Source organism: Nocardiopsis alborubida, assembly GCF_012396365.1.
Classification (GTDB): domain Bacteria; phylum Actinomycetota; class Actinomycetes; order Streptosporangiales; family Streptosporangiaceae; genus Nocardiopsis; species Nocardiopsis alborubida.
The window spans coordinates 113,947-136,957 of sequence record NZ_JAAXPG010000016.1 but is presented as its reverse complement, the minus strand read 5'-3'; the positions used below and the strand labels follow the sequence as shown (position 1 = coordinate 136,957).

21 protein-coding genes are annotated in these 23,011 nt (G+C 73.1%); 10 read left to right on the top strand and 11 right to left on the bottom strand.

What is annotated here, in order from left to right:
- Nucleotides 1–30: 30 nt before the first annotated feature.
- Nucleotides 31–1,188 (top strand): glycerol dehydrogenase, encoded by a 1,158-nt coding sequence (locus tag HGB44_RS18075; RefSeq protein ID WP_061081093.1) that lies wholly within the window; start codon nucleotides 31–33, stop codon nucleotides 1,186–1,188.
- Between the two features lie 17 nt (nucleotides 1,189–1,205).
- On the opposite strand, the gene HGB44_RS18070 is transcribed toward HGB44_RS18075, so the two are convergent.
- Nucleotides 1,206–2,231 (bottom strand): phosphotransferase family protein, encoded by a 1,026-nt coding sequence (locus tag HGB44_RS18070; protein WP_061081124.1) that lies wholly within the window; start codon nucleotides 2,229–2,231, stop codon nucleotides 1,206–1,208.
- A 404-nt stretch (nucleotides 2,232–2,635) separates the two neighbouring features.
- Here HGB44_RS18070 and HGB44_RS18065 point away from each other — a divergent pair, with 404 nt between their 5' ends.
- On the top strand, nucleotides 2,636–3,085 hold the full coding sequence (locus tag HGB44_RS18065) for a hypothetical protein (RefSeq protein ID WP_061081092.1): 450 nt from the start codon (nucleotides 2,636–2,638) through the stop codon (nucleotides 3,083–3,085).
- A 303-nt stretch (nucleotides 3,086–3,388) separates the two neighbouring features.
- A complete protein-coding gene (locus HGB44_RS18060; RefSeq protein WP_061081091.1) occupies nucleotides 3,389–4,876 on the top strand; it encodes an MDR family MFS transporter in 1,488 nt (495 codons plus the stop codon).
- Nucleotides 4,877–5,012: 136 nt separating this feature from the next.
- Here the strand turns inward: HGB44_RS18060 and HGB44_RS18055 are convergent, their stop codons facing one another.
- Complete coding sequence (locus HGB44_RS18055; protein ID WP_061081090.1) at nucleotides 5,013–5,849, bottom strand: helix-turn-helix transcriptional regulator; 837 nt, start codon at nucleotides 5,847–5,849, stop codon at nucleotides 5,013–5,015.
- 130 nt (nucleotides 5,850–5,979) lie between these two features.
- On the opposite strand from HGB44_RS18055, the gene HGB44_RS18050 reads away from it, so the two are divergent.
- The gene (locus tag HGB44_RS18050; RefSeq protein WP_061081089.1) at nucleotides 5,980–6,747 is read left to right on the top strand and encodes an SDR family oxidoreductase; all 768 of its coding nucleotides are present in this window, start codon (nucleotides 5,980–5,982) and stop codon (nucleotides 6,745–6,747) included.
- 27 nt (nucleotides 6,748–6,774) lie between these two features.
- Here the strand turns inward: HGB44_RS18050 and HGB44_RS18045 are convergent, their stop codons facing one another.
- Entirely contained in the window at nucleotides 6,775–7,170 is a 396-nt protein-coding gene (locus tag HGB44_RS18045; protein ID WP_061081088.1) for a winged helix-turn-helix transcriptional regulator, read from the bottom strand.
- Between the two features lie 111 nt (nucleotides 7,171–7,281).
- Here HGB44_RS18045 and HGB44_RS18040 point away from each other — a divergent pair, with 111 nt between their 5' ends.
- Complete coding sequence (locus tag HGB44_RS18040; RefSeq protein ID WP_061081087.1) at nucleotides 7,282–8,139, top strand: SDR family oxidoreductase; 858 nt, start codon at nucleotides 7,282–7,284, stop codon at nucleotides 8,137–8,139.
- A 40-nt stretch (nucleotides 8,140–8,179) separates the two neighbouring features.
- Here the strand turns inward: HGB44_RS18040 and HGB44_RS18035 are convergent, their stop codons facing one another.
- The 6 genes from HGB44_RS18035 to HGB44_RS18010 all read right to left on the bottom strand — a co-directional run bounded on the left by HGB44_RS18035 (nucleotide 8,180) and on the right by HGB44_RS18010 (nucleotide 14,006).
- On the bottom strand, nucleotides 8,180–9,712 hold the full coding sequence (locus HGB44_RS18035; protein WP_082768405.1) for an AfsR/SARP family transcriptional regulator: 1,533 nt from the start codon (nucleotides 9,710–9,712) through the stop codon (nucleotides 8,180–8,182).
- A gap of 284 nt (nucleotides 9,713–9,996) precedes the next feature.
- The gene (locus tag HGB44_RS18030; RefSeq protein ID WP_061081086.1) at nucleotides 9,997–10,410 is read right to left on the bottom strand and encodes a hypothetical protein; all 414 of its coding nucleotides are present in this window, start codon (nucleotides 10,408–10,410) and stop codon (nucleotides 9,997–9,999) included.
- 64 nt (nucleotides 10,411–10,474) lie between these two features.
- Nucleotides 10,475–10,888, bottom strand: a complete 414-nt coding sequence (locus HGB44_RS18025) for a hypothetical protein (RefSeq protein ID WP_061081085.1) — start codon at nucleotides 10,886–10,888, stop codon at nucleotides 10,475–10,477.
- A gap of 50 nt (nucleotides 10,889–10,938) precedes the next feature.
- Entirely contained in the window at nucleotides 10,939–11,358 is a 420-nt protein-coding gene (locus tag HGB44_RS18020; RefSeq protein WP_061081084.1) for a hypothetical protein, read from the bottom strand.
- A gap of 137 nt (nucleotides 11,359–11,495) precedes the next feature.
- Nucleotides 11,496–12,938: a hypothetical protein gene (locus HGB44_RS18015; RefSeq protein WP_061081083.1), complete on the bottom strand. Its 1,443-nt coding sequence runs from the start codon at nucleotides 12,936–12,938 to the stop codon at nucleotides 11,496–11,498.
- A 147-nt stretch (nucleotides 12,939–13,085) separates the two neighbouring features.
- Nucleotides 13,086–14,006, bottom strand: coding sequence for a ketopantoate reductase family protein (locus HGB44_RS18010; protein ID WP_210751815.1), 921 nt, complete (start codon nucleotides 14,004–14,006; stop codon nucleotides 13,086–13,088).
- 262 nt (nucleotides 14,007–14,268) lie between these two features.
- On the opposite strand from HGB44_RS18010, the gene HGB44_RS18005 reads away from it, so the two are divergent.
- Together HGB44_RS18005 and HGB44_RS18000 are read left to right on the top strand one after the other, a co-directional pair.
- Nucleotides 14,269–15,096, top strand: a complete 828-nt coding sequence (locus HGB44_RS18005; RefSeq protein ID WP_061081081.1) for an alpha/beta fold hydrolase — start codon at nucleotides 14,269–14,271, stop codon at nucleotides 15,094–15,096.
- Between the two features lie 170 nt (nucleotides 15,097–15,266).
- Nucleotides 15,267–16,796 carry an acyl-CoA synthetase gene (locus HGB44_RS18000; protein ID WP_061081080.1) on the top strand — a complete coding sequence of 510 codons (1,530 nt, stop codon included), beginning with the start codon at nucleotides 15,267–15,269 and terminating at the stop codon, nucleotides 16,794–16,796.
- 95 nt (nucleotides 16,797–16,891) lie between these two features.
- Here the strand turns inward: HGB44_RS18000 and HGB44_RS17995 are convergent, their stop codons facing one another.
- Nucleotides 16,892–18,796, bottom strand: a complete 1,905-nt coding sequence (locus HGB44_RS17995; RefSeq protein ID WP_061081079.1) for a CPBP family glutamic-type intramembrane protease — start codon at nucleotides 18,794–18,796, stop codon at nucleotides 16,892–16,894.
- Between the two features lie 80 nt (nucleotides 18,797–18,876).
- Between HGB44_RS17995 and HGB44_RS17990 the strand changes: the two genes are divergently transcribed.
- The 3 genes from HGB44_RS17990 to HGB44_RS17980 all read left to right on the top strand — a co-directional run bounded on the left by HGB44_RS17990 (nucleotide 18,877) and on the right by HGB44_RS17980 (nucleotide 22,169).
- Nucleotides 18,877–19,620, top strand: a complete 744-nt coding sequence (locus tag HGB44_RS17990) for a TetR/AcrR family transcriptional regulator (RefSeq protein WP_061081078.1) — start codon at nucleotides 18,877–18,879, stop codon at nucleotides 19,618–19,620.
- Nucleotides 19,621–19,807: 187 nt separating this feature from the next.
- Nucleotides 19,808–20,734 (top strand): cation diffusion facilitator family transporter, encoded by a 927-nt coding sequence (locus HGB44_RS17985; RefSeq protein ID WP_061081077.1) that lies wholly within the window; start codon nucleotides 19,808–19,810, stop codon nucleotides 20,732–20,734.
- Nucleotides 20,735–21,311: 577 nt separating this feature from the next.
- Nucleotides 21,312–22,169, top strand: coding sequence for a SigB/SigF/SigG family RNA polymerase sigma factor (locus tag HGB44_RS17980; protein WP_061081076.1), 858 nt, complete (start codon nucleotides 21,312–21,314; stop codon nucleotides 22,167–22,169).
- Nucleotides 22,170–22,745: 576 nt separating this feature from the next.
- On the opposite strand, the gene HGB44_RS17970 is transcribed toward HGB44_RS17980, so the two are convergent.
- Nucleotides 22,746–22,955 (bottom strand): hypothetical protein, encoded by a 210-nt coding sequence (locus tag HGB44_RS17970; protein WP_017567061.1) that lies wholly within the window; start codon nucleotides 22,953–22,955, stop codon nucleotides 22,746–22,748.
- Nucleotides 22,956–23,011: the final 56 nt, after the last annotated feature.

Here is a 23,011-nt window from a genome sequence, read left to right as displayed (position 1 = left end):
GGAAATCCACCGATCAGGAGGTTCCACCCCATGGCAGAGCACACCCACGGGACCCGGCCGCGCGTCTTCGCCTCACCGGGACGCTACGTCCAGGGGCGGGGCGCCCTGGCCCGGCTGGGCCCGCTCGTCCGCGACCACGGCTCCCGCCCGCTCGTCCTGGTCGACGACGTCGTCCGCGGGTTGACCGAGGACGTCCTCACCGCCTCCTTCCGAGAGGCGGACCTGCCCCTGGTCTTCGAGCGCTTCGGCGGTGTTCCGACCAGGGCCGAGGCCGAACGCGTCTCCGGGACGATCCGGGACGGGGGCCACGACGTGGTCATCGGACTGGGCGGCGGGGCCGCGATCGACACCGCCAAGGCCGCGGGGGACAACACGGGAATCCCGTGGGTCAGCGCGGCCACGGTGGCCTCCACGGACGCGCCCACGTCGGCGCTGTCGGTGGTCTACACCGAGTCCGGGGCGTTCGAGTCCTACCGCTTCTACGACCGCAATCCGGCGCTGGTGGTGGTCGACACGCAGTTCGTCGCCGAGGCGCCCACCCGCTTCCTGGCCGCCGGGGTCGGCGACGCCCTCGCCACCTGGATCGAGGCGCGCGCGGTGGAGCGGGCGCACAGCACGAACATGGTGGAGGGCCTGCCGACCCGGGCGGGTACGACCCTGGCGCGCCTGTCCTGGGACATCCTGTGGGAGTCGTCCCTGCCCGCGCTGGAGGCGGTGGACCGCGGCCTGGTGACCCCGGACGTGGAGGCCGTCGTGGAGGCCACCACGCTGCTGTCCGGCCTGGGCTTCGAGTCCGGCGGGCTGGCCGCCGCGCACGCGGTGCACGACGGACTGACGGCGGTGGACGAGACGCACCACCTCGCCCACGGGGAGAAGGTCAACATCGGGTCGCTCACCCAGCTGCTGCTGGAGGGCGCCCCGGCCTCGGAGGTGGACGGGTTCGCGCGGTTCACGGCGCGCGTGGGCCTGCCGACCACCCTGACCGAGGCGGGGCTGGGCGACGCGGACGACGAGGTGCTCGACCGGGTCGTGGCCGCGGCGACCGCGCCGGAGGAGACCATCCACAACCTGGCGTTCACGCCCTCGGCCCGGGACGTGCGCGACGCCCTGCGCGCGGTGGAGGGGGTGGGCCGCCGCGCCCGCCGTGAGGCCGGGCTCGGGGAGCCGCAGGCGCCCGGGGGCCACTGAGCGCTCCGCAGGCCTTCTCAGTCCACCGGCTCGGCCAGCCGGGCCAGGTCGGCCTCCAGGTGCCCGGCCAGGAACGCGCGGGTCCGGGCCGCCGACCCGGGGGCGTGCCCGCGCGGGGTGAGCTCGGTGAACATGATCAGGTACAGGTAGACCCGGTACAGCGCGAGTCTGCGCAGCAGCCCGGGGGTGAGGTCGACGCGGCCCCCGGCCTCGCGGTAGCCCGCCAGGAGCGCGGTGTCCTCGCGGACGTCTCCGAAGAGCGCCAGGGACACCAGTTCGGCCGCCGGGTCGCCCCAGAAGGCGCGCTCGGCGTCGACGATCCCGCTGAGGCGGGGCGCGCCCCCGTCGTCGCCGGTCCCGGTGAGCAGGACGTTGCCGTCCCACAGGTCGAAGTGGACGAGCACCGGCGTGCGCACCGGGGCCAGGTGCGCGAGGTTGGCCGAGACCAGCCGCAGGATCCGCGCGCCGCCGCCGGGCAGCGCGACCGAGAAACGGTCGGCGTCGGCCACCACCGCCTCCGCCATCGCCCGGAAGGCCTCCGGCCAGGTGGGCGCGCGCAGTCCGTCCTGTCCGGGGTAGCCGAACCCGCTCCCGGTGACGGTGTGCAGCGCCGCCACGGCCCGTCCCAGCTCCCGGCGGACCCGGGCGGTCCGCTCCGGCGCCAGACCGGAGCGGACCCCGTCCAGGGGGACTCCGGGCAGGTGGCTGAGGAACAGGTACGCGCGGCGCGGGTCCCCGGGAACGGCGCCCAGGTGCAGCACCTCGGGCACGAGCGGGCCGCACACGGGCCGGGCCCGCGCGTAGGCCATGGCCTCGGTGGCCGTGATGCCGTGTTCATAGGTGAGCCGGGGCCGGCCGGAGGGGGGTGCGAGCTTGAGCACCGACCGGCGGCCGTCGGCCAGGACCACGCGGTGCACGGAGTTGTAGGTGCCGCCGGTGAGCACCGCCCGTTCGCGCACGCGGGCGCCGTCGCCGAACGCCGCGCGCACGAGCGTGTCCAGGAGGGCGTCGTCGGGGTCGGTCGCTGGGGAGGGGAGGGGCATGTCCACACCCTAGGCCTCCTCGGCCCGAAGCCGTCGGCTGACGACTGTCGGCAGACGGACGCGGACAGTCGTCAGCGGGCGGCGCCCGCCGGGACGGTCCGGCTGACCTGGGCAGCGCCCCGCGCCGAAACCACCGCCGGGGACCGGAAGGCCACCGGAGCGGGAACCCCGCAGATCACACCTTCAACGTTTCCGGTCAGCTTTCCCGGACGGGTTCCCGGAGAAGGCGCACGCACCCGCGCAACCGTCGTCCGAGGTCGCCCCGCGGGCCCGACCGGCCCTGCGGCCTCGGAAGCCGTGAGCGCCGGCTGGCCCCGTCCGCGCGAGGTTTCGTGGGGGGCGAACGGGATAGCCGGGATAGCACCCGGCCGCGTGCGGCGGCCGACGTACGAAGGGACACGGACATGGGCGCATCGTCGGGCGCGGCCCGCGCGCTGCTGCTGGGGCTGGCCGCGGGGTCGCGGAGCACGCTCGGGGGCGCACCGCTGTGGCACTCCGCGGGGAAGGGCAAGCGCGTGCTCCTGGCGCTGGCCGCGCTCGGGGAGTTCTCCGGGGACAAGATTCCCGGCATCCCCAGCCGCACTGCCACGCCGAGCCTGACGGCCAGGGTGGTGAGCGCGGGCACCGGCGGCGCCCTGCTGGCCCGGGGGGCGGGCGCGTCGCCCGTGCTCGCCGTCGTCCTCGCCGCCGCGGCCGCGCCGGTCGGCACCCTGGCGGGGGTGGGGTGGCGGCAGTACTGGAGCGCTACCGGCCGCCCGGCCTGGATCGGCGGCGCCGTGGAGGACGCCTGCGCGCTCGCGCTCGCGTGCGCCGCCTGCCGGGGCCTGTCCGCGGGCGGCTCCGCGCGCGCCTGAGGGGCGGCCCGCTCCGGTCACAGCCTTCCTGGCTTCGGGCAGGGCCCGGCGCACGCTCCGGTCACACTTCGTTTTCGGTCAGGTTGAATCCGTCATAAGCGCCGGTCACGCCCCGTCTGCCGTGAACCCGGAAGCGGCACGGGGGCGCCGGCGGCGGGTTTGCTGCGCGGATGGCGCGGTTATGGTCCAGAACACACCGCTGTTCCGGGAACGGGCGGATGGTCCGGAGCGTTGGGGTAGCTCTGGGGAGGTTCCGCGAACCCCCGGACGAACCCTTTCGAACACCACAACCTGAGGACATCTGTGACCGGGCAGCCCACTCCATCCACGGCCGAGACCGCTTCGGCCCCACCACAGGACGACAAGAGTGCGCGGGCGGGGCGCCTCATCATCCCCTTGCTCCTGGTCTCGGCGTTCGTGGTGATCCTGAACGAGACGATCATGGGTGTGGCGCTGCCCGCGCTCAACCGTGACCTCGGCATCTCCGTCTCCACCGGACAGTGGCTGACCTCGGCCTTCATGCTCGTGATGGCCGTGGTGATCCCCGCTACCGGGTTCCTGCTCCAGCGCTTCCACGTGCGCCAGGTGTTCATCACCGCGATGACGCTGTTCAGCGTCGGCACGCTGCTGTGCTTCCTCGCCCCCGGCTTCGGCTTCCTGCTCGTGGGCCGCGTGGTCCAGGCGGCGGGAACGGCGATCATGATGCCGCTGCTCATGACCACCGTGCTGAACCTGGTCCCGTCGGACCGCCGCGGCCGCACCATGGGCAACATCTCCATCGTCATGTCGGTCGCGCCCGCCGTCGGCCCGACCCTGGCGGGTCTCATCCTCAGCGTGCTCGACTGGCGGTGGATGTTCGGGCTCATCCTGCCCATCGCGGTCCTGGGCCTGGTCCTGGGCGCCCTCTTCATCCGCAACGTCACCGAGCCGCGCACCGCCAGCATCGACGTCCTCTCGCTCCTGGTGTCGGCGGTGGCCTTCGGCGGGCTCGTCTACGGCTTCTCCGGCCTGGGAGAGGGAGAGGCCACCGCCGTGGTCCCGCCCGTCGCCTCGATCGGGGTCGGCGCCGTCGCGCTGGTGCTGTTCGTGTGGCGCCAGCTGCGCCTCCAGCGCCGCGACCGCGCCCTGCTGGACCTGCGGGTGTTCCTCTCCAGGCAGTTCTGCGTCTCGATCGGCTTGGTCCTGATCAGCTTCATGGCCCTGTTCGGCACCCTCATCCTGCTGCCGGTCTACATGCAGAACGTCCTGGGCCACGACACGCTCGTCACCGGCCTGGCCCTGCTTCCCGGCGGTCTGGTCATGGGTCTGCTCGCCCCGGTGGTCGGCCGCCTCTACGACCGCGTCGGCCCGCGCCCCCTGGTCATCCCGGGCTCGGCGCTGGTGTCCCTGGTGCTGTGGGGCATGACCCTGCTCGACGCCCAGACGCCGGTCGGCTTCGTCGTCGCCGCCCACGTGACGCTCAGCATCGGCCTCGGCTTCATGTTCACCCCGCTGCTCACCGGTGCGCTGGGTTCGCTGCGGCCCGAACTGTACTCGCACGGCAGCGCCGTGGTCGGCACCGTGCAGCAGGTCGCGGGCGCGGCCGGTACGGCGATCTTCGTCGCGATCATGTCCGCCACGTCGGCGGGGCTGCTCACCGACGGGCTCACCGAGGTCAACGCACAGGCGGGCGGCGTCCACGCGGCCTTCCTGCTCGGCGCGGTGGTCTCCGTCGTGGCCTTCGCACTGACCTTCCTGGTGCGGCGTTCGCAGGCCGCCGCTCCTCAGGACGCGCCCGCCGCCGTCCACTAGGAGGTCGCGGGGCGCCGCGGGGTCGCGGACACCGAAGAGGGGTGTCGGGGGACAGGTCTTCACGGATCGGCCCCCCGGCACCCCTCTCGGCTTCGCGCCTCCCCGCGCGGTCGGCTGTCCGCCCGGGCCCGCCCGGTTACGACGTGCGGGGCCGTACGGTGTCGGCCGCCAGCGTGCCCAGCAGGGACAGCGACTGCGCGCTGGGCGAGCCCGGTTCGGCGTGGTAGACCACCAGCTCCTGGCCCGGCGCCGACCTCACGTCGAAGGCGTGCAGGCTCAGCTCCAGCGGGCCCACCTCCGGATGGGCGAGGCGCTTGCTCTCCAGGCTCTTGCCGCGCACGCCGTTGCGCCGCCACAGCCGGGCGAAGTCGGGGCTCCGCGCCTCCAGTTCCCCGACGACCTCGCGGACGCGGGGGTGGTCGGGCCAGGCGCCCTCGGCCAGGCGCAGGCCCTCCACCGTGTTCGCGGCGACGGCCGGCCAGTCGGGGTAGAACGCGCGTGACCCGGGGTCCAGGAACACCGCCCTCGCCAGGTTCCGCGAGAAGGGGAAGCCCCGGAGGAGCCGTTCGGCCAGGGGGTTGCAGGCCAGCACGTCGTAGGCGCGTCCCAGGACCAGCGCCGGGGTGTCGTGCCAGGTGTCCATGAGGCCGAGGAGCGAGGGGTCGGCGCGCTCCTCGGGGGCGGGCGCCTCCGGCCGCGGAACCAGACCGGCGAGCCGGTACAGGTGCAGGCGGCCGTCGCCGTCCAGGTGCAGGGCCTGTCCGAGCGCGTCCAGGATCTGCGGTGAGGGCCGGGTCTCGCGGCCCTGTTCCAGCCGGGTGTAGTAGTCGGCGCTCATTCCGGCCAGCAGCGCCACCTCCTCGCGCCGCAGCCCGGCGACGCGGCGGTGTCCGTGGACGGGCAGACCCACCGCACGCGGTGTGAGCCGCGCGCGTGCGCTCCGGAGGTAGTCGCCCAGTGATGGGGAGTCCATGACGACCAGGGTAGGGCTTCGCGGCCCGGTGTTCCTGGGTGCGCTCCACCCAGGAACACCGCGGTCTTCCTGCCCCGTGGTGGCCCGTCCAGAGTGGGGTGCGTCCAGTCGACCCAGGAGGAGGACGGTCATGAACGACCAGATGGCGGCCACGAGCGGCCAGGACCGGGAGACGGCCCGCAAGGTGATCGTCGTGACGGGGGCCAGCAGCGGGATCGGCGAGGCCACGGCGCTGCGCCTGGCCGCCGAGGGGCACCACGTGGTGCTCGGGGCGAGGCGGGAGGAGCGCCTGCGCGCACTCGTCCGGGACATCCGCGGCTCCGGCGGCAGCGCCGAACACCGGAGCCTCGACGTCACCGACCCCGACAGCGTCCGGGAGGCGCTCGACGCCACCGTGCGCGGACAGGGGCGCGTGGACGCCCTCGTCAACAACGCCGGGGTCATGCCGCTGTCGCGGATGGACGCGCTGCTGGTGGACGAGTGGGACCGGATGGTCGACGTCAACGTCAAGGGGCTGCTGCACGGTGTGGCCGCGGCGCTCCCGCACTTCCAGCGCCAGGGTTCGGGGCACTTCGTGACCGTCGCCTCGATCGGCGCGCACGAGGTCGTGCCCACGTCGGCGGTGTACTCGGGGACCAAGTTCGCCGCGTGGGCGATCACCGAGGGGCTGCGGCTCGAACTCGACCCGGGCATCAGGGTGACCACGGTCTCCCCGGGTGTGGTCGAGAGCGAGCTGGCGGACCACATCACCGACCCGGGCGCGCAGGAGGCGATGCGCACCTACCGCAGGAACGCGCTGTCCGCCGACGCGATCGCCCGGGCGGTCGCGTTCGCCCTCGGCCAGCCCGCGGACGTGGACGTCAACGAGATCATCGTCCGGCCCGCCGCCCAGCGCTGAGCGGGGCCCGGACGCGGGCGGCCCCGGCTACGGGCGCGGCTCCGCGGGGCCCTCGGCGGGGGAGGGGCCGGGCCCGTCGCCGACGTGGTCCTGCACCCACTCCACCATCGGCAGCAGCAGGTCGGTGACCTCGCGGCCGTCCTCGGTGAGGCGGTACTCCACGTAGGGCGGCACCACCGGCCTGGCGTCGCGCAGCACCAGGCCGTCCGCCTCGAAGGTGCGCAGGGTCTGGGCGAGCATCTTCTCGCTGATCCCGCCGATCGTGCGCAGCAGCTCGCTCCAGCGCAGCGGTCCGCGGGACAGGGAGACCAGCACGAGGACCCCCCACTTGCTGGTGATACCGGCCAGCAGCCGCCGGGAGGGGCAGTCGGCGGACAGGACCTGTCCGCGGGGAGGGGGCGGGGAACCGGAGGGCACGCTCATGGAGACAACTTACCAAAAGGTGGGTACCCGACTTTTGGAATGTGTCAGTGAGCGGGAGGGTTGGGACGCGTGGACGGCCGGAACGCCCGGCCGCAGCGAAAGGAAGTCCCCATGTCCGTCGTCATCACCGGTGCCACCGGCCACCTCGGCCGCCTCGTCGTCGAGGACCTCCTGGACAGGGGCGTCCCGGCGGAGCGGATCACCGCCACCGCGCGCGACACCGCCGGACTGGCCGGCCTCGCCGACCGGGGCGTGCGCACCGCCCGCGCGGACTTCGACGACCCCGCCTCGCTGGGGGAGGCCTTCAAGGGAGCCGACACCCTCCTGCTGGTCTCGGGCACCGCGATCGGCGAGCGGGTGCGCCAGCACGGCGCCGTGATCGAGGCCGCCGCGGAGGTCGGCGTCGGACACCTCGTCTACACCAGCGCGCCCAGGGCCACCGACACCACGCTGGTCCTGGCGCCCGAGCACAGGGCCACCGAGGAGCTCCTCACCGCCTCCGGTCTGGCGTACACGATCCTGCGCAACGGCTGGTACAACGAGAACTTCGCGCAGCAGCTGGAGCAGGCGCGCGCCACCGGCGCCTTCGTCGGCAGCGCGGGGCGGGGCCGCACCGCCAGCGCCTCGCGCCGGGACCTGGCCGAGGCCGCCTCCGTCGTGCTGCGCGACCCGGCGGCGCACGCGGGCGCCGTCCACGAGCTCTCCGGCGACACCGCGTGGACCTATGACGACCTCGCCGCGACCCTGGGCGAACTGCTCGGCCGCGAGGTCGTCTACCGCGACCTGACCACGGAGGAGCACGTGGCTGCCCTGACCGGGGCCGGACTGGACGAGGACACCGCGCGCTTCGTGGCCGCACTGGACGCCAACACACGCGACGGGGAGCTGTCCGCCACCACCGGTGAGCTGTCCCGCCTCATCGGGCGCCCGACCACCCCGGTTGGTGAGACCCTGCGCACGCTGCTCTGACCCGCGACCCGTCCTCTCCGCCCGGGAGGGGACGGGTCCCTCAGCCGGAGGCCGGGTCCGAGGGGGTCAGCGCCAGGGGCGGGCCGGCGGACGGCCGCGGGACGGGGTCGGCCACGATGTCGGACCAGGGCAGGTCCACCGCGGAGGTCCCGGCGGCGAGGGCGGCCGCGGCCAGCCTCAGCGTCAGCGGCAGTCGTCCGCAGCGGTCGGCGATCCGGGCGACCAGCGCCAGTTCCGCGGCCCGGGCCCACATTCCGGCCACGGACAGGAACAACTCGACCGAGGACTCCTCCGAGAGCACGTCGAGCGGCAGGGGGCGGGCGCCGAACAGCGCGACCAGCCCCGTCAACGGGTGCCGGCTGGTGACCAGCACCACGCTGCCCCGGCCGGTGGGCAGCAGGGGAACGAGCTGTTCGGCCGAGGCGGCGTCGTCGAACAGGAACAGCAGGCGCTGGTCGGCCGTCACCGACCGGAAGAGCTTGGCGAGCTCGCCGGCGCCGGTCGGCAGGCCCCGGGGGTCCGCGCCCAGGCCGCGCAGCAGCTGGCGCAGCGCGTCGTCGGGCCGGGTGGGCTCCTCCCCGGAGGCGGACCCGCGCAGGTCCACATAGAGCTGGCCGTCGTGGAAGTGGTCCCGGACGGTGTGGCTCCAGTGCAGGGCCAGCGCGGTCTTGCCGACGCCGGAGACCCCGGTGAGCAGGAAGACCGCGGGCCAGCGGTCGGCCTTCCGGTCGTCGTCCAGCGCCTGGTCGAGCACGGACAGCTCCGCCGAGCGGCCGACGAACTCACCGACCCCGTAGGGCAGCTCGGCGGGGCGGACCCGGCGGACGCCGTGCGCACCGCCGCGCGTGCGCCCGCCGTCCGGTTCGGCCGTGAGCAGGTCAAGGTGCAGCTGCCGGAGCCGGGCTCCGGGGTCGGTGCCCAGTTCGTCGGCCAGCCTCTCGCGCAGCGCCGCGTAGACCTCCAGCGCCTCCCCGGTGCGTCCGCAGGCGTGCAGGGCCGACATCAGCAGGCCGGTGAAGCGTTCGTGGGTCGGGTGCTCCGCGCACAGCGAGAGCAGTTCGGGGACGGCGGCGGCCCCGCGGCCGAGGTCGATCTCGGTGCCGTACAGCTCCACCAGGGCGTGCAGCCGCCTCTCCTCCAGGGCCGGGCGCGCGTGGGCGGCGAGCGCCGGTGTGACGCCGCCCAGCGCGGGGCCCGTCCACAGTGACAGCGCGGTGCGCAGGGTCCGGACCGCGTCGGCGGGGCGGTCGGCGGCCCGCTCGGAGTGCGCGCGCACCAGGAGCCGCTCGAACACGCCGCTGTCCGTGGCCTCGGCCGCCACGGTCATCCGGTAGCCGCAGGTGCTCCGGACGATCGTGTCCGCGTCCAGGACCTTACGGAGTCCGTGCACGTGCGCCTGAAGCTGGGACCGTGCGCTGCGCGGCGGGTGTTCGCCCCAGACCAGGTCGATGAGCCGGTTGTCGGGGACGACGGTGTCGGGCTGCAGGAGGAGGGCGGCCAGGACGGTACGCCTCTTGGGCCCACCCGTGCTGACCGGACGACCTTCGGAGTGCACCTCGACAGAACCGAGCATTCGGTACCGAATCCCTGACAGATCGGTCTCCACTCATGAACTCCCTGACGCACGATGAGTACTCCGCTGCGCAACGTCGCGGAGCATACGACACTCGTCGGCGCACCGTCCACCTGTACGGGGGAGAGCGCGGAGAGTGCCCGGGGCGGCTCTGAGATGACCTGGGGCTTTGGATTTCGGTCCATTGAGGACTTGTTTCGCTAATGGTCGCAAACCATATGAAGAAGGGCGGGCGTCGGGCGGCCCCGGCGAGAACCGGCCGGGGCCGCACGGAAGCGGGCCGGTCAGCCGCAGTTGGTGCCCTCGTCGCCGCCCTGGGTGCCGCTGATGCGGCCCATCCAGTCCACGCACCTGCCTGCCGCGTTCAGGTAGATCGGACCGGCGTAGGTGGTGAAGTAGCCGCCGTCGTAGACGTCCCAGTGGTTTCCGGCCGGGCTGATCGACAGGCCCGCCTCCACCAGTACGGCCGAGCCTGGGTTGTTGCGCTTGGCCACGACGCAGTTGTAGCCGTTGGAGCTGTTGTAGGTCAGGAAGACCGTGCCCTTGCTGCCGATGTTGTCCTGGTTGACGATGCCGTACCCGGAGCCGCACTCGCCGCCGTAGGTGGCCGCCGCGGCGGGGGAGGCGCTGACGAGCAGACCGCCCAGGCCGATACCGGCGGCGGCGACGGCCGCGGCCCTCTTCGCGAGCTTCTTCATGTCATGTCCGATCACGGGTCGAGAGGATGTGGAGCGAGGGGGAGCGGGACGTCGAACGGGCGTCTCAGCCGCAGTTGGTGCGGGGGACGGTCTTCGTGATCGTGCCGATCGTGCCGCCCCAGTCGACGCACTGGCCCGCCGCCGACAGGTAGACGGGACCGGCGTAGGTCGTGTAGTTGCCGCTGTCCCGCTTCCACGACGAGGTGCCCGAGACCCGGACGAACGCCTCCATCGGCGCGGCCGCGCCCGGGTTCGTGCGCACGGTGACCACGCAGTTGTAGCCGTTGGAGTTGTTGTAGGTCAGGAAGGTCGTCCCGCGGTTGTCGGGGAACTCGACCTTGTTGACGACGCCGTACCCGGACCCGCACGCCCCGTTGTAGGAGGCGGCGGACGCGGGCGCGGCGGTGGCCATCAGACCCGCCGCGGCGATCCCGGTGGCCGCGGCGAGGGTGGCGGCCTTCTTCAGGAGGTTTCTCATGGTGCTCCCAGTCGTGCGTCGACGCGCCGCCCGTCGCGGCGCGAGGGGTGTCAGCCGCAGTTGGTCTCGTTGTTGTTCACGTTGGTGCCGCTGATGTTGCCGAACCAGTCCACGCACGCACCGGCCGCGCTGCGGTAGACGGGACCGGCGTAGGTCGTGTAGTAGCCGCTGTCCACCCGGGCCTGGCTGGCGGGGTCGCTGGTGCGCTTGAGGCCGACCGTCATCTCCACGGCCGCGCCGGGGTTGGCCCGCACGGTGACCGCGCAGTTGTAGCCGTTGGAGTTGTTGTAGGTCAGGAAGAGGGTGCCCTTGGAACCGATGTTGCTGTGGCCGACGACGCCGTAGCCGCTGCCGCAGACGCCGTTGTAGGCAGCCACGGGAGCCGCCGCCGACGCCGGTGAGGCCAGTGCCAGCGAGCCGGTGGCCAGGGCCGCCGTGAGCAGGGCGGCGGTCCGGAACTTCTTGAACATGGGGGAGTCTTCCGTCCTAGGTACCGGCACCCGCTCCGTGCGGACGCCGGGAAGGACTGTGACACGGTCCGCTTCGAACCGGCTTCGGTTCCGCTTCGCACCGGCTTCGTGCGCCGCTTCCGGGCCCGGGACGATCCCTAGAACGCGGCGCTGTCGAAGGAGGCCTCATCCTCGCCCCCGTCACCGGTGATCCACCAGCGCACGGGCGTGTCCCGGGTGCCTTCGAGGTCGTGGGCCAGGGCGAGTTCGTCGGCGCCGTCCGCGTCGTAGTCCGCGCAGGAGAAGAGGCCGGCCACCCGTCCGGCCGCGTCTCCGGCGGCGAGGGGGCCGTCCTCGGGGCCCCGGCGGACCAGCGGCTCCGCGCCGTCCACCTCGATCCCGTCACCGGTGTGGCGCAGCAGGTCGACGCCGTGGCCGTCGCGGCCGACCGCGAGGACGTCGGTGCCGTCGCCGTCCAGGTCGCACATGGCCATGGCGCGACTGGCGCCGTAGCCGGGGGAGGAGTCGCCCGTGGGCATGTCCGCGGCGAGGGGGGCGGCCGCCTCCGCGTTGAGGGGGCCGAGGTAGACGTTCACCCGTTGGTCGACCTCGGGCGGCTCCGTCCTGTACCCCGGTTCGTCGTTGCGGCTGCCGCTGTCGCCCAGGGCCAGGTCGCCCTCCCCGTCGCTGTTCAGGTCGCCGAAGGCGGCCAGCGAACCGGAGACCAGCTCCACCGACTCCCACCGCGCGGGATCGCCGGGGCCGGTCAGCAGCAGTGTGTTCTCGGACTGCCCTCCGTCGTCGCCGTGCTGGAACAGCAGCCGTGACGTGCCGCCGCCGGGGGCGGGGGGTTCGGCGACGAGGCCGCCGACCTGTGCGTCCACCGTCCGCTGTGCGCTGCGCGCCGGAGTGCCGTCCCGGTCGAAGGGACCGTACATGACCATGAGGCGCGAGGCCTCACCGTTCGCCGACGCCTTGGCGGCGGCCAGGTCGGGGGCGCCGTCGCCGTCGAAGTCACCGTTCGCCAGGGCCGTGAAGGCGTCCTGCCACCCCTCCCCGGCGAGGAGCGTGATCGGGGTGGGAGGGGTTTCGGAGTCGGGGCCCGAGGGGCCGCCCCACACGATCGCCCCGGGTCCTCGCCCGCTGGCGGCCATGCCGAACCCCAGTTCGTCGTCGGCGTGGACCAGGACCGGGATGTCGGCGAAGCCGTCGCCGTCCAGGTCGGCCGTGCCGGGCCGGGCGCCCTCTCCCCCGGTCCCGGAGGAGGTGGCGGGGAGCACCGTGTACGGGCTCCAGACGGTGCGGGTGGCCGGGTCCGGGCCCTCGGGTGAGCCGTGGACGGTCATCAGGCGATGGGAGGGGAACCCCGCCTCGGGGTCCGGGTCGTAGCGGGTCGTGAAGAGCAGATCGGGGAAGCCGTCGCCGTTGACGTCGTCGGGCACGGCACTGCCCTCCCCCTCGGGCACGGGCGCCGTCTCGTACTCCCGGACCTCCTCGGGGGCGGCCGTTTCCGTCTCCGCCCCCGTCCCCGGGGCCGGGGCGCCTCCGCACGCGGACAGCAGGAGGACGCAGGGGAGCAGAACGAGACGACGGGGAAGCATGGGACTCCGAACCTGGCGGCGCGCCGGACCGCCCGTGCGGCGGGGCACGCTGCGAGGGTAGCCGCGCCGGTGGCGGGGCGCGACCGGGCCGCCGGGACCGCCGTGCCACTGGAACACCGCGCTGTCGGGAACACCGTGCCACCGGTACTACGTACGTCCCTGCTCGTAGACGCCCAGGTGCGTGTACGCCAGGGAGAACAGCGGCGTGGGCACGCCCAGTTCCCGTCCCCGGGAGACCAGGTCGCCGATGATGTGGTCGGCCTCCACCGGGTTGCCGTGGGTCAGGTCCCAGTACATCGAGGTCGTGGTCGAGGCCGTGGTGTCGGCGATGACCGCGTCGGCCCTCTCGCGGGCCGCCTCGCCCGGCGGGTGGCCGGAGGCGGTGGCCACGGCGATGGCCTCGGCGAACACCGCGGCGGTGAACTCCTGGCCGCCGGGCGCGCTGTTGACCCGGCCGATGGGGCCGCGCATCAGGCAGGTGCACGCGCCCAGGGTCGCCAGGAACACCCACTTGTCCCACAGCTCCTGGCGGATGTCCGCGGCGGAGGTGGCGGTGTGGTCCCCGGTGTCCAGCGCGGCGTGCACGTCCTGCGGTGCGACGACGGGGCGCCCGCCCAGCGGCCCGTAGACCAGTTGGCCCATGGTGCCGACCTGGACGATCTCCCCCAGGTCGCCCAGGCGCGTCATCACCATGGCGACGCCGCCGTAGACCCGGTCGGCGCCGAAGCGCTCGACCAGGGCGTCGACGTGGCGCATGCCGTTGAGGAAGGGCAGCACCGCCGTCCGGGGGCCCACGGCGGGGGACAGGTCCTTGAGGGCCTCGTCGAACCCGTACGACTTGACGGCCACGACCACCAGGTCGTAGCCGGGGCCCACCTGGTCCGCGGTGACCGTGCGGACCGGCACCGCCTCCACCCGTCCCCGCACGTCGCGCACGCGCAGGCCGTGCTTGCGCAGGAGCGCGGCGCGGGCGGGGCGGACGAGGAAGTCCACGTCCCGGCCCGCCCTGACCAGGTGCGCTCCGAAGTAGCCGCCGACCGCTCCGGCTCCCACGACAAGAATCCTCATGCTGCTCCCGCCCGGTGGTTGCACGACAACCGACAACGTAGGGCCATGGGATCCGCCGTGGCAAGGGGTGCGCTCCGTCCCCGTGCGGGCGGGGCGACCCGGGTGCCACCGCACTCTCGCAAAGCCTGCGCCATGCTTGCGGAACCGGGGTTTTCACAGGTCAGCGCGGAGGGAAATCTGGACGTGGCCCGTGCGCCCCGTCCCGGGGGTGAGCACGGCGCGACCCGGGGCGAGGCCCCATCCGCACAAGGAGACAGTTCTCATGGCCTACGTGACCACCCGCGACGGCGTCGACATCTTCTACAAGGACTGGGGGAGCGGCCGTCCGGTCGTCTTCGTCCACGGCTGGCCGCTCAACGCCGACGCGTGGGAGGACCAGATGAAGTGGGTGGCCGACAACGGCTTCCGCGGCCTCGCCCACGACCGCCGCGGCCACGGCCGCTCCGGCCAGCCCTGGAACGGCTACGACTTCGACACCTTCGCCGACGACCTCAACGACCTCATGAACCACCTGGACCTCCAGGACGCCACGCTGGTGGCCCACTCCATGGGCGGCGGCGAGCTCGCCCGCTACATCGGGCGCCACGGCACCCGGCGCGTGCGCCAGGCCGTCCTGCTGTCCGCGGTCCCGCCGGTCATGGTCAGGTCCGACACCAACCCCGAGGGCGTGCCAGAGGAGGTCCTCACCGGGATCAAGGACGGCGTCCTCAGGGAGCGCTCGCAGTTCTGGAGGGAGACCGCGGAGGGTTTCTTCGGCGGGAACCGCCCCGGCAACAGGGTCACCCAGGGCAACAGGGACGCCTTCTGGTTCATGGCCATGCACCAGGCCATCGAGGCCGGCGTGAGGTGCGTGGACGCCTTCGGCCACACCGACTTCACCGAGGACCTGCGCCGCTTCGACGTCCCGACCCTGGTGGTGCACGGCGACGACGACCAGGTCGTGCCGATCGACGCCACCGGCCGCAAGTCCGCGGAGATCATCCCGGACGCCACCCTGAAGGTCTACGAGGGCGGCTCCCACGGCATCGCCCTCGTCCCGGGCGACAAGGAGAGGTTCAACCAGGACCTGCTGGAGTTCCTCAAGAGCTGACCCGTGCCGCCACGGCGGTACCGCGTACGGGCGCGGCGGGGCCTGCCCGCCGCGCGCCTCGCCATGGCGGGCACCGGACACGGCCGGGTGTTGCCAGCGCGGCCCGGCGCGCCGCAGGATGGGTGCTGCCGACGGCCCCAGGGGCCGTACCTACGGTCGGGAGGCAGGACATGACCGGTTCGACGACATCCAGCACCGTGGACGACATCCTCCGGCGCAGCGCGGCACGCACCCCCGGGCGTACCGCGCTGGTCTTCGGCGGGCGCACCTGGACCTATGCCGCCCTGGACGCCGCGGTCACCCGCGCCGCCGCACGCCTGCTCGGCCTCGGCGCGGTCCGGGGCGACCGGGTCGCGGCCTACGGCAGGAACTCCGACGCCTACCTCGTCGGGTTCCTGGCCTGCGCCCGGGCGGGGCTGGTCCACGTGCCGGTCAACTTCGCCCTCCAGGGAGAGGAACTGGCCTACCTGCTGGAGCAGTCGGGCAGCACCATCGTCCTTGCCGACCCCGCCCTGTGCTCGGCCGTGGACGCGCTGCGCGCCGAGACCGGTGTGGAACAGGTGCTGGAGCTGCGGGAGGGCCCCGGCTCGCTGCTCGCCGACAGCCTGGAGGGGCCGGTGCCCGAACTGGACGCCGAGGTCCGCGACACCGACCTGGTGCAGCTGCTGTACACGTCCGGCACCACCTCCCGCCCCAAGGGCGCGATGATGACCCACCGGGCGCTCGTGCACGAGTACCTGTCCTGCGTGGCGGGCCTGGACCTGTCCGCCGACGACGAGCCCCTGCACGCCATGCCGCTCTACCACAGCGCGCAGATGCACGTCTTCCTCATGCCGTGGCTGGCGGTCGGGGCGCGCAACACCCTGGTGGAGTCCCCCGACCCCGCCGACCTGCTGGAGCGGATCGAGACGGCGGGGCACGGGGCCTTCTTCGCCGCGCCCACGCTGTGGGTGGCGATGGCGGGCCACCCCGACTTCGCCCGGCGCGACCTGTCGAGCCTGCGCAAGGCCTACTACGGGGCCTCGGTCATGCCCGGCCCGGTGCTGGACAGGCTGCGCTCGACCCTGCCCGGACTGGGCTTCTACAACTGCTTCGGGCAGAGCGAGATCGGCCCGCTGGCCACCGTCCTGCGCCCCGAGGAGCACGACGCGCGCCCCGCCTCCGCGGGCCGCTCCGCCCTGTTCGTGGAACTGCGGGTGGTGGACGGTCAGGGGCGCGACGTCGCACCGGGCGAGCTGGGCGAGGTGGTGTACCGGTCGCCGCAGCTGTGCCAGGGCTACTGGGACAAGCCCGAGGAGACCGAGGAGGCGTTCCGGGACGGCTGGTTCCACTCCGGCGACCTGGTGCGCGCCGACGCCGAGGGCTACATCGAGGTGGTGGACCGGATCAAGGACGTCATCAACACCGGCGGCGTGCTGGTGGCCTCCCGTGAGGTGGAGGACGTCCTGTACACCCACCCCGGAGTGGCCGAGGCCGCGGTGGTCGGTGTGCCCGACGCGAAATGGATCGAGGCGGTGACCGCGTTCGTGGTGCCCACCGGGGAGGCCGACCCCGAGACCCTGCCCGACGACCTGGTGAAGCACGTGCGCGCCCGACTGGCGGCCTTCAAGGCGCCCAAGGAGGTGCGGGTGGTGGCCGGGCTGCCGCGCAACGCCTCCGGCAAGATCCTCAAACGCGAACTGCGCGAACGCATGGCCTGACGGACGACGCGCCGGGGCCGTGCCGCCCCGGGCCCCGCAGCCGCTCCGCGCGGTGCCGGACCAGCGGCCGGGGGCGGAGGCTGGTCGCCGGCGGCTCAGGCCGTGTGGTCGGTCGCCTCCCCGGCGTAGCGGGCGGCCAGGGTGTGGAAGGCCAGCTTGGGCTCCCAGTGGCCGTCGTCGGGGGACAGCCCCGACTCCAGCGGAGGCGGGCGCACGATTCCGAAACTGGCCATGTCCTGGTCACGGGTGGGATCGGGGGAGTAACGGCAGTCCCCCTCGATGAACATGCACACGAACGCCCCGTGCACCTCCTCGGTCTCGAACACGTCCAGCAGGTCGCCGATGAGGTCGGCCTGCACCCGCTCGTCGCGGACGTGCCCGCCACTGACCCTGCGGTCCTCCGGGTCGCTCCAGTCCAGGATGTCCGAGCCCGAGCCGCCCCTGTCCCGGGCGCCCGCGTAGGAACAGCAGCCGAACTCGGTGACGACCACCGGTTTGCCGTGGGCGCGCAGCCGTCGCAGCCCCTGCCGGTAGGTGCGGCGGGTGAGTTCGTCCAGGTAGTAGTCGACGCCGACCACGTCGAACGGTGTCCAGTCCACGGTCTCCCAGGCGCCGGAACCGTAGGTGAGCGGCCCCTGGAACCTCGCGCGCGCGGTGCCTGCCAGCTCGCGCAGCAGCCGGTTGAGCCTGCGGTCGAACCACGGCAGCAGGGGGAAGAGCAGCCCCAGCGCGCGCGTGCGTCGGTCGAAGTCGCGGCCCGGCAGCACTCCGGTGGCGAACACGCTGATCTCGCAGCCCACGTTGAGGCCGACCCGCCCGGGGTGGTCGCGGCGCAGCCGTTCGGCCGCCTCCGCGGTCCGGCCCAGGTGGGCCGCGAGCTCCCCGGGCGCCGCGTCGACCAGGCGGGGCTGGATCCACACGTACAGCCCCCGGTCCAGCGCCAGGCCCGCCGCCTCCTCCAGCCGCCCGGGGTCCTCGCCGAACACGGTGACCGCCGTGCAGTGCAGGTCCTCGCGGATCACCCGCATCTCCCGGTCCACCACATCCGGACGCCACCGCTGCCGGGAGCTCTGGCCGGGCAGGTAGCTGGAACCGACGTCGTACAGGATCCCCTTCTGGACCAGGGGGCGGCGCGGCCCGCCCGCATCCGGGAAGGGGTCGTCCGCCCGGCCCCGGACGCGGCCGTGCAGCAGGTGCACGACCCAGAAGGCGACCAGGGCCGGGACGAAGGAGAGCAGCGCCTGCCACAGCTCCGGAGCGGAGGACAGGCGCAGGCCCAGGCCGTCGGAGAGCACACCGACGGCGGTCAGGGCCGTTCGCGCGGCCAGCGGCGTCCACACCTCCCCGGCGGTCGTTCTCAGGGCTCCGAGGAACAGGCCCAGGAGGAACACCTCGCCGGAGAGTCCCGGCGTGCCGGTGACCGCGGCGACGAAGAGCGTGTACAGGACGGCCTGGCCCAGAAGGGCCGCCCAGGGGGAGAACCGGTGGTCCAGGTGGTGCTGCGCGTAGCCGCGGAAGACCAGCTCCTCGGGCAGGATCTGGGCCGCCAGGAGCAGGGGGAGGAGGACGACCAGGGTCAGGACGGCCTCCCCGGTCGCACCGGTGTCCAGGGAGGCCGCGCCCAGGGCCGACGCCGCGCCCAGGAGCACGGACGAGGCGAGGAGGACGGCGAGCGCGCCGGCCGGCGGGACGAACCGTCTCCCGGGTGCGAGGCCGAACGCGGGAGTCGGCGCGCGGTCCAGGAAGCGGCGGGCGGCCCACAGCAGCGGCGGGACCAGCGCGGTGAAGAGGGCGGCCCGCACGGCCAGGGCGGAGAGGGAGTCGGGGTCTCCGGCGGAGCCCGGAGCCAGCGTCGAGGCGGCCGCGGCGAGCACACCGACCAGGGTGGCGGCACCGAACACCAGGACGGCCGAGGCCACGGGGCCCACCCGGGGGCGTGCGGCCTTCGGGGCGGGGGACCCGGTGCCGGATGGGGGCGTGGAGTGGGGCTTGTCCGGCATGGCCGCCTTCCCGGGGGTAAACTCCGTACACTGTTCGACCTTGTCCGAACAGTGTACGGAGTTTTTTCGAGGAGGCAAGAGTGGCGTACGCCCACGACCCCACGGCCACGCTCGAACTGCTGTGGAACGGCCCTCGGCGGCCCCGGCGCGGCCCCCGGCACAACCTCACCGCGGAGCGCGTCGTCGAGGCCGCCATGGAGGTCGCGGAGCAGGAGGGCGTCGACGCGTTGTCCATGCGCAGGGTCGCCGCCCGGCTCGGTGTGGGCGCCGCCACGCTCTACACCTACGTTCCCGACAAGTCGGCCCTGATCGCCCTGATGGTGGACACGATGGTCGGCCAGGCGGTCCTGCCCCACACCCGCACCGGCACCTGGCGGGAGAAGGTCTGGTCATGGGCCCACGAGGACCTGCGCTCCTACCGCGAGCACCCCTGGCTCGTCGAACTCACGGGCACGGGGCAGCCGGTCGGCCCGCACACCTTCGCCTGGGCCGACTCCGCCGTGCGGGTCTTCGACGGCACCGGGCTGAGCGGCCACGAGGCGTTGACCGTCGTGGAGGCCGTGGACGGCTACGTCCGCGGGCACGTCGCCCTGGTGGTCCAGGCTGACCGGGCCGAGGCCTGGACCGCTCCCGACGGGCGTACGTGGGACACGGTCCAGGAGGCCTTCCTGGCCGCCCGCGCGGGCGGGGCGGGGCGCTACCCGGCCATCGAACGCATGACCACCGCGGGCCCGACTCCGGAGGAGGCCTTCTCGCAGGGGCTGGACTGGCTCCTGGACGGAGTCGAGCTGCGCGTGCGCTCCCGCGCCGCCGAACGGTCCTAGAGCTCCGACAGCGCCCCCGCGGCCCGACACGGCGGCGGGGGTGCTTGCGCGTGCACCGGCCTCCCCGGAACCTGGGACGGTTCGGGGTGAGGCCCTGGCCGCCGCGGGCGACCAGGGCCGATACGGCCGCGCGGACCACCCCCTGTCTCCGGGCCGGGCGGTCCGCGGCTGACGAGGGGGCGACGCCGTGAGTGGCGAGGACAGCACGAGGGCCGTGGTCATGGCGTTGGCGGCCAATCTCGGGATCGCCGTGACCAAGTTCGTCGCCTACCTCCTGACCGCCTCGTCGGCGATGCTCGCGGAGTCGGTGCACTCCGTGGCCGACTCGGGCAACCAGCTCCTGCTGCTGGTCGGCGGGCGGCGGGCCAGGCGCACGGCCACACGGGAACACCCCTTCGGTTTCGGCCACGAGCGCTACGTCTACGCCTTCCTGGTGGCGATCGTGCTGTTCACCCTCGGCGGGCTGTTCGCCCTGTACGAGGCCTGGGAGAAGATCCGCGACCCGCACCCGATCACCTCCTGGCAGTGGGTCCCCGTCGTGGTGCTGCTGGTGGCCGCCGTCCTGGAGTCGACGGCGCTGCGCACCGCGATGCGCCAGACCAGGACGGCGCGCGCCCGGGTGGGGTGGTTCGGCTTCATCCGCCGCACCAAGGCCCCGGAACTGCCGGTGATCCTGTTGGAGGACACCGGCGCCCTCATCGGCCTGGTCTTCGCCCTGGCCGGGGTCAGCCTCACACTGATCACCGGCAACGGAGTCTGGGACGGGCTCGGTTCGGGGGCCATCGGCCTGCTGCTCATGGTGTTCGCGGTGGTCCTGGCGGTGGAGATGAAGAGCCTGCTCATCGGTGAGTCGGCCAGCGAGGAGCACATCCGCCGCATCCGCGGGGCCATCCTGGACTGCGCGGACATCGACGCGGTCATCCACATGCGCACGATGCACCTGGGACCGGAGGAGCTGCTGGTCGCGGCCAAGGTGGCCGTGGACGCCGAGGACGACGCCCGCCGCGTCACCGCCGCCATCGACGAGGCGGAGCGGCGTATCCGCGAGGCGGTGCCCATCGCCACGATCATCTACATCGAACCCGACCTGCTGCGTCCGCAGCCGGCGGACTGAGACGCCCCGGAACCGCGGGAGCAGTGCCCTCCCCGGAGCCCCACGGAGGTCCCCGGTGTCCGGGGACGGCGGGCGGGCCCGGCAGGGAACACGCCCGCCCCCGGGGTCGGAGCGCCCTTTCCCGAGGCGCGTCCACCCGGTGCCCTGGTTTTTTAGGCAGCGTTTATATTCGCCGGAAAAACGAATCGAACTCACGTTCGAGTAAAATCAACATTGCCCAGGGAAGTGTGGTCGGTGCGTGGGGGCGGGGTCGGTGCCGACAGGTGGGACGCCAATGAGCGGGGAGGTCTGGCCGCTGTGACCAGCGGAGGTGTGGGGCTCCCCGTGGGGCGCGGGCGCTTTTTCCGTGCTTTCCGGTCGCCGTGAGCGAGCGCGGGATGATTTCTTCCCCATGTCGAAAAATTTTCTCTCCGCGGCTTTTGAGTCCATTCCTGAGGGAACGTACTCCTCACATCGAGATCATCCCCCGCCGGATCCCAGTCTCCTACCTCGACCGACAGCGCGGCCGCGCCGTCGGCCCACTGCCCTCCGGGCAGACACCAGGAACCGAACAGGACACGACACCGGGGGCTTCCTCTTGTCCATCAACGTTCCCCAAACGACACACAAGACCTCTGACCACACACCCGTCATTCCCGGACCACGCAGACCGGCCTGGGACGAGGACCCCTCCGCGGAGGACATACTCGTCGAACTCCACGGCCTGGACAGGGGCGATCCGCGGGCCGACGACCTGTGCGAGCAGGTGGTGGTCCTCTACCAGCCGCTGGTCAACAAGCTCGCGCGCCGTTACAACGGCCGCGGCGAACCGCTGGACGACCTGCAACAGACCGCCATGCTCGGGTTGGTCAAGGCCATCCACGGCTACAACCCCGACCGCGGCAAACCGTTCATCTCCTACCTGATGCCCACGGTCACCGGCGAGATCAAGCGGCACTTCCGCGACCACACCTGGGCCGTGCGCGTGTCCAGGCGCCACCAGGAGAACCGGATCAGGCTGCGCCGGGCGCTCAACGACTTCCAGCAGGCCCACGCGCGCACGCCCGCGCTCCGCGAACTCTCCGAGGAGATGGGGCTGCCCGAGGCCGAGGTCAGCGAACTCATCCAGGTCTCGGAGTCCTACCGCTCCCTGTCGCTGGACGCCCCGGACACCTCCGACGCCGACGGCCAGGAGGGCACCCGGCTGGAGGACCACCTGGGCAGCGAGGACGGGGACCTGGAGCTGGTGGTCCAGCGCGAGTCGCTCAAGCCCGCCCTGGCCCGCCTGCCCGAACGCGAGCGCGAGATCCTCAGGCTCCGCTTCTTCGGCGACCACACCCAGTCCGAGATCGCCGACTGCCTCGGCTACTCGCAGATGCACGTGTCCCGGCTCCTCAACGGCGTCCTGGGGCAGCTGCGCGAGGAGATGGGACAGGACAGGCGCGACCGCGGATGAGGCGCGCGGCGCCGCCGTGAGGACGCCGCGGGGGCCGTCCTCTCGCGGACGCCGTCCGCGCCGAGCGTCACCGGGACCGTCTACCGTGCCGTCATGGCCACCGCACCGCTTCGCGCTGTCAGAGATGCTCCTGGGCGACGCCCACGAACTGGTGCAGAAGGCGGTGGGGTGGACGCTGCGCGCCGCGATCGAGAAGCTCGACTCCGGTCGGCGCGCCCACTACCGTTCCCTGCGAGCGCGCCGACCGACGAGTGAGGAACGCCGCCATGCCCCCGACGCGACCCGCGCGAGCAGACGGCGGCGTGCCTGCGGCTGGACCGTCCCACGGTGTTCGACAAGGGCGCGCACCTGCTGCCCGCCGGGTTCACCGCCTCCCCGGAGGCCACACTCGTCCGCGCGCTCACCGGGGAGGAACTGCTCCGGGCCCTCGGCGCCCTGACAGCGCTGCTGGTCACCGAGGTCGCGCGGATCCGGCCGGAACCGGCGGACGCGTTGGAAACCGAACTCCGGCGCGCCGTCCCGGTCGGCGGGCGCCGAACGGCGCCGCGCCCCGACGGGGGCACGGCGCCGGATCCGCTACTCGGAGGGCTCGGGCAGGGGCGGGCACTCGATGGTCGGATTGACCCCCATGTAGTTCAGCGGCCCGACGAAGATGGTGCCGACGGTGTGGCCCAGCGTCGAGCACGAGGTCTCGTCATCGCTGAAAAGACCGCGCTGGAACGCGGCGATCAACCCGATGAGCAGCCACAGGACGACGAGGGTCGAAAGAACGATGCGTACTCGCACTCTCTGCCTCCAGGGGATTGGGGGTGGGAGGTCGTGTTGTCTTCGCCGGAGACCTA